Source organism: Neobacillus drentensis (assembly GCF_036965425.1).
In the GTDB taxonomy this organism is placed as follows: domain Bacteria; phylum Bacillota; class Bacilli; order Bacillales; family Cytobacillaceae; genus Neobacillus; species Neobacillus drentensis_F.
The window spans coordinates 1-10,474 of the sequence record NZ_JBALPP010000107.1; the positions used below are offsets into that span (position 1 = coordinate 1).

The window sequence follows — 10,474 nt, forward strand, 5'->3', positions numbered from 1 at the left end:
GGATGAAGGTTGGGGAGGGAATTATTGGGAAAACATTTAAAGATAATAAATCTTTTATTCTTACAAATATAGATGATATTATCTCAGAATCCTCTAACATTTCAGCAGATAATCTTTTTTATCTGTATAATTCTGTCCAATTTGACGATTTAAAATCCATTATTTCAGTTCCAATAAAGGTTGAGGAGAGTACTTTATGTGTATTGATTGTCTATCAAAATGGTCCTAATACCCTTTTAACGAAAGATGATCAACAACTGTTAGAAAGCTTTTCTGATCAGGTCTCGATTGTAGTAAGAAATTCGAAACTTTACCAAAATCTAAAAAAACAAAATGATCTTTTAATTCAACGAGATACCATACACAATACGTTAATAAGACTTTCGCTTCAAAATAAGGGTTTACAAAAAATCGCAAATGAAATAAAAAAGATGATAAACCATCCATTAATGATCGTAGACTTAACAGATCATCAACAATACTCAAGTCCAACCCAACTGAAATGGGAACTTCCTCTAGAGATAAATACAAAATTAAAAACTCAATCTTTTTTTACTGAGTCTTTAAATAATCATTCATTGTATATTCACCCTATTATTGCGATAGATGTACCGATTGGAATAATGGCAGTGGATATGGAGGAGGATGAACTTTTTCCTTTAAACAAAATGATTATTGAACAGGCAAGTTCCGTGATTGCATTAGAGATTATTAGAAATCAAACATTAGTAGATTCATATTATCAAAAAACGTATGATTTATTTAATGATTTTATTCAGTGCCGAGAATATAATCTGATACGAAAGAAGGCCATTGAGCTTAGAATTGATGATCATCCCTATTATTTGGCAATCGCAATTCATATACATCCTCATGCGGACTTTCACTTTCTTAATATGCAAATGCATAAACTAATTGCCCAAATAAAAAAACATTTAGGAATATATGTTTCAATCGTTTTTGGTTATGGACATAAAGTGACGGTGGTATGCCAATTTAATCACTATGCTGATCAGGATTATGTAAAAAAGAAAGTAGCGCTTATTCATTTTAATTGGATGAATGCTCATGAAGAATCGCTAAAAATAGGGATTGGTACTTGCTACCCAAGTATGGATAATATAGCAAAAAGTTACTCCGAAGCAGATAAAGCCCTTTCTTTTCTTATCTCGAGGCAGCTAAAAAGCATCGTAAATTATCAAGATATTGGCATTAATCATCTATTTATTCACCAACCTATGGATGAACTGAACTCTTTTATTAATGAAATTTTTAATCCGCTACAATCTGATAAAGATGGTACGTTAGATTTAGAACAAACCCTGCTTGTCTATATGGAAAACGACCGTCAAGCTACACAAACAGCTAAACTTTTGCATATCCATGTTAATACCTTATATCAAAGGCTAAAAAGGATCGAAGAAAAGCTTCAAATTTCCTTTTCTAACCCAGAAGACATTTTAAAACTTCAGCTTGCATGTTACTTAAGAAATTCAATAGTCTCGCTTAGCAATTAACAGCAAGACAGGCCCGCAATATATGCAGCCTTCCAAAATATAGTCTGAAACCCTGATTTTATCAAGGCCTGCCGGTCAAAAATGTGCCTCAATCCCGTCATGACAATACGTTGACATAACGATTAAATATAGTTTAGTTTCCTAAACTGAATGTCGTACGTTCGAATCCTCTTTGGGACGTATAAAACGCGAAAACGCTGAATTAACACTTTTAACCATTGATTTATTTTGGTTAAAGTAAGACGTTAATTCAGCGTTTTTTTGTTATTTTTTAACTACCGCTTCATCATGACGGATGGATAACTAGTCTTTTTTTATTCTATACTGCCATTTTGCCTTGTCCTTAATCTTCTGCCCCGAATATATTATAGAACCAATCAACTTAAGGTAAGGTGAATCGCATTTTATGGAATTTTCCCCAGATAAACTCCTCATTTGCTTCCGTGCCCATGTTTCTAGTTTGAAACGCCTTCAAATCCATCAAGAAATTGGAGCGACGTTGATTGACCATATTACAGAGTTGAATGTCGATGTTGTCACTGTTAAACCCGAACAATTGACTGCAAGTTTGTGTCGTTATTCCGCTTGTAATGAAGTGGAATATGTAGAACGCAACTGGATCGCGAAAGCAACCAGCAAGCCTGATGGATATTCCCACAACCACTCTCCTTCTCTTCTGCAATGGGGACATTTAAAAATTCAGGCTCCGCAATCCTGGAATAACATTCCTTCTGAAGTCCTCAATCCCAATCTTTCACATAATCGGGAGTTAAAACCGGTTGTTGTAGCGGTTCTAGATTCAGGAATAAATAAGCATCACCCTGACTTGTCACAAAAAGTGGTGCTGAATAAAAACTTCTCGAATTCCTCTACAAAGGATGACTTGTACGGACATGGCACTCATATCGCTGGCATTATTGATGCAATTACGAATAATAGAATAGGTGTGGATGCTGTTACCTTTAATGCGGTTAAATTGATGAACGTGAAAGTATTGGATGATAATGGACAAGGTACCATTAGTCGCACTGCGAAAGGAATTATCTTTGCTGCAAATCATGGAGCAAAAGTTATAAACATGAGCCTTGCCTCTCCAGAAGCAAATGAAACGTTACACCGTGCTGTGCGATATGCTGCAAAAAAAGGAGTATTGTTGATTTCATCTGCAGGAAACTATGGAACAAGTCAGAAACACTATCCAGCAGCTTTTCCTGAAGTAATTAGTGTGGCTGCAACCGATGAAAACGATCAAATTGCAGGCTTTTCCAACTTTGGAGTGTCATGGGTGGATGTTGCAGCACCAGGTGTTTCTATTTGGTCGACACTTCCTACACATTCTAATCCTATGGGAAGTAAGGATACAGGACCTCTTAGCGGAACATCCCAGGCATCTTCGTTTGTAAGCGGACTGGCCGGTCTAATCTTGGCCATTAATCCAAAATCTAAAGTAAATGTAAGGCGAATAATAGAATCGAATACAGACCCAATCCCAGGGCAAGGCACTTTATATAAGTTTGGACGAATCAATGCATTTAAAGCGGTCAAAAATGGGCCGTAAATTTCACGGATCATCTAAACGGTTGCATGGGCTAAAACTAACAATAATCCATGTATTTCTTTTTAATAAAAGAGCTTCATGCATTACTTAATTATGAAAAAATTGATTTTTCCAAAGAAACAAATAAGAATCAAGGTTGACTCAAAAGGTCGTTGAATGACGGCTCTTTTGAGTCGTTTTTCTTTCTGTGATAAAAAGCAGAAAAAATTTACGGACGAACTACACACCATTTCTAATTTGATTGCGGGAAACTTCCACAAGCTATCTTTGGATAAAAAATAGCGCCTAAAATTATTTATAGGCGGCTATATATAAGGATAAATAAATCTGCTAAAAAGTTTTCGTTGCGGGACCTCAAACTGCTCAATCTAAAGTTTAGCCCTCTTAAATATTCCTTTTAAGAGCATCCCCATTAAAACTCCTGGAATCACGCATAACATTGGAAACCAAACTGTTCCCAACAAAACTCCAAATAACTTCACTCTAGCAGAATACATAAGGCCCACAGTCACAAAATAGGCGAAAAAAACAAACGGCAAATAAGAATAGGGTTCCTTGCCTCCACCAGCATCTTTATAAGCGTCCCACATTGCAAAAAAGTAAACACAAGGATAAAACATAAGCCATTTATATTCAGTATGGTCAATGGCTCTCACAATTTCACCATTAAAACTATGTAAGATTAAATCATTAAAATGAGATTGAACATTAATAACAAATTCTAATGCAATAAAGATAATCCCTTTAAGGTAATTTCCATTAAGTAATTGACCAAATCCAGGGAGAGCAACACTCCATAACAATTTTTCTTTTGAATTCACATCTGTCTAACCTTTTTCCTGTGGAATTTTTTGGAATACAAATGCTTTATTGTGGGGACACATCACCTTGATAACTTATTTCGCTCAACCGCATAGGGCGGCTGCTCCAACCAGCCGTTTTCAACCATAAGCTTTGCAGCATCTTCAACAAATTTTGTAATGTTCCCTAATGACTTTGAGTACATGAGTGCTATATCATGTCTTCCATTTACTGCCTCAGAATTTCCAAATGCCCTAATCTTCATGGCGAACATGTCCATCTTATGAAACAACATTAATTTATCTGAAAATGGGGCAAATGTTGATTTTGTTACCAAATGATCATGAAGAGATGGTGCGGGCAAATCGTTATCATGGAGTTTTCCCATGTATATTTCAATGTGTTTATGAGTAAAATCTTTCCCTCGTATAAACAAATCTTGAATCTTTTCTGATTTAACGACTTGGCTAAATGCCATAATGAGTGCTTTGCTTGTTGTATTATTTTCGATATTATCATAAAGATGAGTAATTTCTAATGCGTGTAATGGTCGCACATCTCCTAAAAAACCAGTTAAAAAATCTTTGTGAACAAAATCTACTCTATCGGGGACTGGAATAATAGGCGGTTTGATAATAAGCCCTTTACCCATTAATATATCTTTGATTTGTTTCATCAAAGCCATGGTAGACTCCATACAATTAATAAAAAACTCTTCTACATCCTTTCTATAAACAAGCGGTACAGCAACGTTATAAATACTCATCCCTGCCTTGGCAGCATATTTTAAGTAATGTACGTAGTATTCATCTTGAAACAAACGAGGAGCTCCAGCATTAAGATCTTCTTCCTCTGAAAAACCTTTCGGAATAGGAAAATTATCTTTCTCGAAAATCCCTTCTGTTGTTTTTAGGAACTCCGTACTTAATTTTAATGCATTTTCTAACAAAGTTTTAATATCTGGGTCTTCCACATGTTGAAGAAAATACTTTAAAATACATTTTGACATGCTATTTCCCATATAGGTGGCCCACAGTTTCCCCATTTCTGCTGCTGTGAGTTCTTCACTTAGATCCGATTTTGCTGAATGAATATTAATAGGTTTAAGCCTGTCCATAAGAAAATCTCCCTTATAATGTTTTAATTAGTGTTTTCCTCCATTCAAAATCTATTCTGCTTAAAACTCTAATTGCTCCTTTCACGGCAAAATTCCGTCTGCAGCACCCAGAAAACCAAAAAAGACCGTAGGTCAGAGGTTCGAATCCTCACGGTGACGTACAAAAACCCTTGCACTGCAAGGGTTTTCTGTTTTGGTCCGAAATAGTTTTATCTTTCAAACAGCAAGCCAGTTTACCGCCAATTTGCTTATTAGATCGTTCTACCTTTTTGCACCTGCTTGAAGGAGAATCTTCTCAATTTCTGCAAAGTTTCTTTCCCTCGCATGTTGAAGAGGTGTTACTCCCTCGGAATCGGGTATGTTTAAATCTGCCCCGTGGTCTAATAACAGCTTGATGGTTTCCTGCTGTTTCTTTCCTCCATCATTTAGAACAATAGCCTCCATTAAGGCTGTCCAGCCTAAGTTGTTAATATGATTGACATCTATTTCTGTTTTTTCTAGCAGTTCTTTTACCACATCTACATATCCATGTTCGGAAGCTGGAATGAGGGCTGTTCCACCATACCGGTTTAAAAGTTTTGGATTGGCCCCCGCCTCAATAGTAAGTTTTAAAATCCCAATATAACCTTCTGCACCAGCATAAAGGAAGGGATTATTCTTCATATGATCCTGAATATTAACATCCGCACCCTTTTCAATTAAGGCTTTGGCTGTCTCTATATCATTAGCATAGGCAGCAATCATGACCGCTGTCCTTCCCATACTATCTTGGCTATTTATATTTACTCCCTTATTTAAAAAACTATTAATCTCGTCTATTTTTCCGTTTTCTACTGCTTTAAAAAATTGATCCTTCATATTTACCCCCTTTTCAATCGGAACTTCACTTGACTTTTCAACTATTTTGGGATTTTGACAACCTGCCAAAATAAGGAACATAATACAAAAAGAAAGTGATTTACGTTTCATAAACAAACCATTTCATTAATCAATTGATAGTTGGATTAGTTTATTTGTTCTTTTTTCGTTTGATAGTCCAACTTGTTCATAGATTTTTTTAGCTTGTAACGCAAGAGGATTTCCTTCCATCGGATTGGCGAAATAAATCTTATTCATATTTGCAAGGTAAATAGCACTTAAACACATTGGACACGGTTCACCGCTTGCATACAATTCACATTCTGATAAGTCTTCTGTCTCTAATGAACGTGAAGCTCTACTGATGGCCTGTAGTTCGGCATGTGTGGTTGGATCGTGTGTTGCCAGGACATCATTAACTCCTTCAGCAATAATTGCTCCATCTTTTACAATAACCGCCCCAAAAGGTTTTCCGCCTTTTTCCGCATTATTTTTTGCCAGATTGATGGCATATTCCATCCATTTTTTATTACTCATTGAAACCCACTCCTATCAATTATTTAGTTTATTTCTGATTATATTAAACCGATATCATATAGCCTGCGCCCCAAACTGTTTCGATATATTGAGGATTAGAGGGGTCTTTCTCAATTTTGCCGCGGATTTTTCTTATGTGTACTGTGATGGTGGTAATATCCCCGGAGGAATCGAGGCCCCAAATGGTTTCGAAAAGATCTTCTTTGCTAAAGACACGATTTGGATGCTGTGCTAAATAAAGTAATAGATCAAATTCTTTCGCAGTTAAAGCTACCTTCTGATTGTTCACATAAACCTTTCGAGCCATTTCATCAATGACTAGCCCTCGGATGCTTATTTCCTTTTTGGTTGTATCAGTACTCCCTAGTAACCGCTCATAGCGGGCCAAATGGGCCTTCACCCTAGCAACAAGCTCACCTGGACTGAACGGCTTAATAATATAATCATCGGCTCCAAGACCCAAACCTCTTATTTTATCAATATCTTCCTTTCTAGCTGAGACAAATAAGATGGGGATATTCTTTACAGCTCTAACTTGTTTACAGATCTCGAAACCATCTACCTCTGGCAGCATGACATCGATGATTAATAAGTCATAATCTTTATTTAGTGCGCGTTTTAATCCCTCTTTGCCAGAGGTTTGTAATTCAACATCATAACCATTAATCTCAAGGTAATCCTGTTGCAGTTCTCCAATATCAAGATCATCTTCTACGATTAAAACTTTTTTCAATGTATTCACCACTCTATTTCGCCTTGTTTAATGTAAAGAGGATACTCGTCCCTGCTCCAAATTGACTTTTCACCCAAATATCGCCGCCATGCTCAGTGATAATCTGCTTTGAAATGGCCAGACCTAGTCCACTTCCACCGGTAGATTGATTTCTTGATGCGTCCACACGATAAAAACGCTCAAAAATATATGGCAGAGATTTAGGCTCGATTCCAGAGCCATTATCATGGACCTCAATTTCAACAAAATCTTCCTCATCATTTATTAGAATGTTTATGATTTTTTCTGGTTTTTTCATATGCTTTACGGAGTTATCAATGATATTGGTCATTACCCTCCTTAATTGATCACGGTCAGCAATTACTATCGCAGAATTATCCATCCGATTTTCTACAGTAATCTTAATCCCTTTTTCCTCTAAATCAAAATTTATTTCCTCAACAAAGTTTTTTATATAACGGAAAATATCAATATCCACAAAGGCAAACGGAAGTTTTTTTAAATCAAGCTTTGAAAAAAGAAATAAATCATCAATTAATTGATCCATATCTGCCGCTTTTCGTTTAATGGTAGAAAGGTATTTCTCCAATTTTCCCTGTGACACAGCAACGCCATCCTGAATACCTTCAATATAGCCTTTAATAGAGGTTATCGGGGTTTTTAAATCATGAGAGATATTTGAAATTAATTCCTTTCTGCTTTCCTCATATTGAAGTTGCAGGTCAATGGATTCTTTGAGTTTAATCCTCATTTTGTCAAATGCATCGCTCAGCTGGCCAATTTCATCCTGCCTTTTATTATCAATCTTTACATTTAAATTACCTTCTCCCATTTGTTCTGTTGCCTTTTTCAAAGAAAATAACGGCTTAATAATACTCTTTGATACGAAATAACTTAATAGTCCATTTACAAGAATTAAGGACAGAAATAATAATCCGAATATTAATGGAAATAAACTTCTGGACAGTTCAACAAAAGGGCTTACTTCCCTCATGATGACAACACTGCCTTTTTCCTGATCTGGAAAATAGAAATCGAATTTAACATATAAAAAAAATTGATGATTGATACTGATGGTGTCTCTTACTTTAATATTTTCTGGTTCAAATGAAGGGAGCTTTTTTACGTCCTTTATAGAATTTAATATCTTTGAGGAATGGACAATTTTTTCTCCTTTGCGGATGATTAATCCAGAAGCAACTGGATCCAACTTTTGATCATATTGATTAAGCAAGGTTTCATTTAACAATTGATTGGGTTGTTTTTTTGCTAAATATTTAACATCCAGGAATACATTTTCCTCTGGTTTTGTTAAAGGCTTAAGCGCATATTGGCGTGTATACAAATCTTTAATACTGCGGACATCACCTGTAATCGCGACTGGTATTAACATAGCACTTATGATGAATAGTACTAGTGTTACAATTAGCATTGTTGTATGTGAAATTAATAATCTCCACCGAATGGACATAAGCGTGCCTCCTGATCCGAGGTACAGTTTTTATAAGTTTACCGAAAAGGGAACAAGGCTGCCACCTGTTTGTAGACAACCTTGTTTCAATTTCCATTGTTCCTTAAAAACCAAATTTTGGTTTTAGATTACCATGATATGGCTCATGTTCCACGAATATCGTAATGTCCTTACCATCTTTGTCTTTACCCGTTCTTTTATAGGTAAATTTCTTTTGATTAAGCTCTGTAAGTTCAAGAGCGGCACCATACTTCCTATCTCCAATTGAAACATGGGCTCTTATTTTATTTCCGTGGACAACATCAAAGTAGCCATAATCACCGCGGCTTTCGCCTGTTTCAGCATTGAAAAACTCATATTTATTCGTCTTGGCATCAAATTTTGCCAGACTTATAAAATTTGAATTATACATTGTTACATCATTGCCTTTTTCATCTAAAACCTTTGTTCCGTGCCAAAGGGTGCTGCCTAAAATTTTATCTCCATCAACGTTTTTAACAATATATCCTGTACTAGTGTTCAACTGCTTGTCTGGATCAGTAAAAGATAAATCTTTTTCTTTATAGGGAACATGTTCAACGAATACCTCTACATCGTGACCATCGCCATCTTTCCCCATTCTTTTATAAGTGAAAACATCTTTATTTAGTTTTATCATGTCGACAACCGCTTGATAATTCATTGATTCCGAAATTAATATTCTTTTCTTCCCATCATTAGTGATAAAGAACGTTCCTTTATCGCCTCGGCTTTCACCTGTTTTAGCATCAAAAAATTCATATCTTCCTGATTTCGCGTCATATTTCCCAAGACCAATGAAGTTTGCATTCTCTTTTGTTAGGTCATTCCCATTTTTGTCGTATACTCTTGTACCTTGCCATTCTGTACTGCTTAGAATGTTAGCCATTTTCTGACCTTTAGTCAGTTTATGTTCTGATTGCTTTTGTACTGCTGTTATCTCTTTCTTTTGCTCACTTGCGTTCACTGGCGTACTTGTACTAATAGCTGCTATTGCTATTGTCACCCCGAGTAAAGATGAGATTAATTTTGCTTTATTGATCATTTTTTTCATCTCCTAATTATGACTTCGTCGACTTAAATTGATTGTACCTGACAGAACTTAACTCCCTATATAAGAAATATTAACAAAGTCTTAACTTTTAAGTTTTAAACCTTAAATCGTTGTTTATTTCCGTTTTCGCTGATTTGATTTTTTTATTTTCATTAACTTTGTTGGAGGCTGCTTTCGAATCCATTTAACGAAGCGGTTTAGTTGATTATCTTCGCGAAGTTCCTTTAGGGTTGACAAACGGGCAGCAATTTCCTCATTTGTATATAGTGCATGAAGTTGTTTATGACATGGTATACACAGATTGGCAGTGTCCCCAAAAGTTCCTCCCATTTCTTTAGGAAGGAGATGGTGAATTGTAATTTCAACCTCACTTCGCCCGCATAACTCACATGTCCCCACCTGACTACCTACTTTCAAAAATAATCTTTAAGACCAGTTGCAGTTAAAGGAAAAACCTACTTACCCGAATGTAAGTAGGTTTTTCCTTTACTATTCACTGTCTTGGGTGGTATTAAAAAATTCTCTCTGATCTTTTTCGTCAGCTTTTACATTATTGTTGGCCTTACCCATTTTTCCATCTGATTCATAACTTAAGTTTTGCGGTGTTTTTATATTTTTTTCCATAATAATCTCCTTTCAAGACTAGTATGTCTCCATCATTTTATTGTCTGATTACGTTTGAAAAATATACTCTATTACAAAATACCGTCGCCTCTATTTTTTCGTGCTTACGGGCTTTATGAATCGCTTTTATCGACCGTGACTCCTCTTTTTTGTTCTGGCGGGCTTTATGAACCGTTCTTATCGACC

Annotated in this window: 11 protein-coding genes; 2 read left to right on the top strand and 9 right to left on the bottom strand. The window is 35.8% G+C overall.

The features are described 5' to 3' along the window. Positions 1-1,517 (top strand): helix-turn-helix domain-containing protein (locus V7161_RS23045; RefSeq protein ID WP_335715178.1); only part of this gene is annotated, 1,517 nt, incomplete at its 5' end. A 406-nt stretch (positions 1,518-1,923) separates the two neighbouring features. Further along, entirely contained in the window at positions 1,924-3,075 is a 1,152-nt protein-coding gene (locus tag V7161_RS23050) for a S8 family serine peptidase (protein WP_335715179.1), read from the top strand. A gap of 368 nt (positions 3,076-3,443) precedes the next feature. Here the strand turns inward: V7161_RS23050 and V7161_RS23055 are convergent, their stop codons facing one another. The 9 genes from V7161_RS23055 to V7161_RS23095 form a co-directional block, all read right to left on the bottom strand. Next, complete coding sequence (locus V7161_RS23055; RefSeq protein WP_335715180.1) at positions 3,444-3,896, bottom strand: hypothetical protein; 453 nt, start codon at positions 3,894-3,896, stop codon at positions 3,444-3,446. 62 nt (positions 3,897-3,958) lie between these two features. Beyond that, on the bottom strand, positions 3,959-4,993 hold the full coding sequence (locus V7161_RS23060) for a DUF3231 family protein (RefSeq protein ID WP_335715181.1): 1,035 nt from the start codon (positions 4,991-4,993) through the stop codon (positions 3,959-3,961). 261 nt (positions 4,994-5,254) lie between these two features. Next, a complete protein-coding gene (locus V7161_RS23065; protein ID WP_335715182.1) occupies positions 5,255-5,968 on the bottom strand; it encodes an ankyrin repeat domain-containing protein in 714 nt (237 codons plus the stop codon). Positions 5,969-5,977: 9 nt separating this feature from the next. Further along, on the bottom strand, positions 5,978-6,388 hold the full coding sequence (locus V7161_RS23070; RefSeq protein WP_335715183.1) for a nucleoside deaminase: 411 nt from the start codon (positions 6,386-6,388) through the stop codon (positions 5,978-5,980). 43 nt (positions 6,389-6,431) lie between these two features. Next, on the bottom strand, positions 6,432-7,130 hold the full coding sequence (locus tag V7161_RS23075; protein ID WP_335715184.1) for a response regulator transcription factor: 699 nt from the start codon (positions 7,128-7,130) through the stop codon (positions 6,432-6,434). A gap of 4 nt (positions 7,131-7,134) precedes the next feature. Continuing rightward, a complete protein-coding gene (locus tag V7161_RS23080; protein WP_335715185.1) occupies positions 7,135-8,592 on the bottom strand; it encodes a sensor histidine kinase in 1,458 nt (485 codons plus the stop codon). A 103-nt stretch (positions 8,593-8,695) separates the two neighbouring features. Next, a complete protein-coding gene (locus V7161_RS23085) occupies positions 8,696-9,655 on the bottom strand; it encodes a DUF4822 domain-containing protein (RefSeq protein WP_335715186.1) in 960 nt (319 codons plus the stop codon). Between the two features lie 123 nt (positions 9,656-9,778). Further along, the gene (locus V7161_RS23090; RefSeq protein WP_335715187.1) at positions 9,779-10,063 is read right to left on the bottom strand and encodes an HNH endonuclease; all 285 of its coding nucleotides are present in this window, start codon (positions 10,061-10,063) and stop codon (positions 9,779-9,781) included. A 90-nt stretch (positions 10,064-10,153) separates the two neighbouring features. Then, a complete protein-coding gene (locus V7161_RS23095; protein WP_263297661.1) occupies positions 10,154-10,288 on the bottom strand; it encodes a hypothetical protein in 135 nt (44 codons plus the stop codon). Positions 10,289-10,474: the final 186 nt, after the last annotated feature.

Excerpts from the sequence above, each read along its gene's own strand:
- V7161_RS23050 (WP_335715179.1), top strand. The coding sequence starts at position 1,924 with ATGGAATTTTCCCCAGATAAACTCCTCATTTGCTTCCGTGCCCATGTT.
- V7161_RS23060 (WP_335715181.1), bottom strand. The coding sequence starts at position 4,993 with ATGGACAGGCTTAAACCTATTAATATTCATTCAGCAAAATCGGATCTA.
- V7161_RS23070 (WP_335715183.1), bottom strand. The coding sequence starts at position 6,388 with ATGAGTAATAAAAAATGGATGGAATATGCCATCAATCTGGCAAAAAAT.
- V7161_RS23080 (WP_335715185.1), bottom strand. The coding sequence starts at position 8,592 with ATGTCCATTCGGTGGAGATTATTAATTTCACATACAACAATGCTAATT.
- V7161_RS23085 (WP_335715186.1), bottom strand. The coding sequence starts at position 9,655 with ATGATCAATAAAGCAAAATTAATCTCATCTTTACTCGGGGTGACAATA.
- V7161_RS23095 (WP_263297661.1), bottom strand. The coding sequence starts at position 10,288 with ATGGAAAAAAATATAAAAACACCGCAAAACTTAAGTTATGAATCAGAT.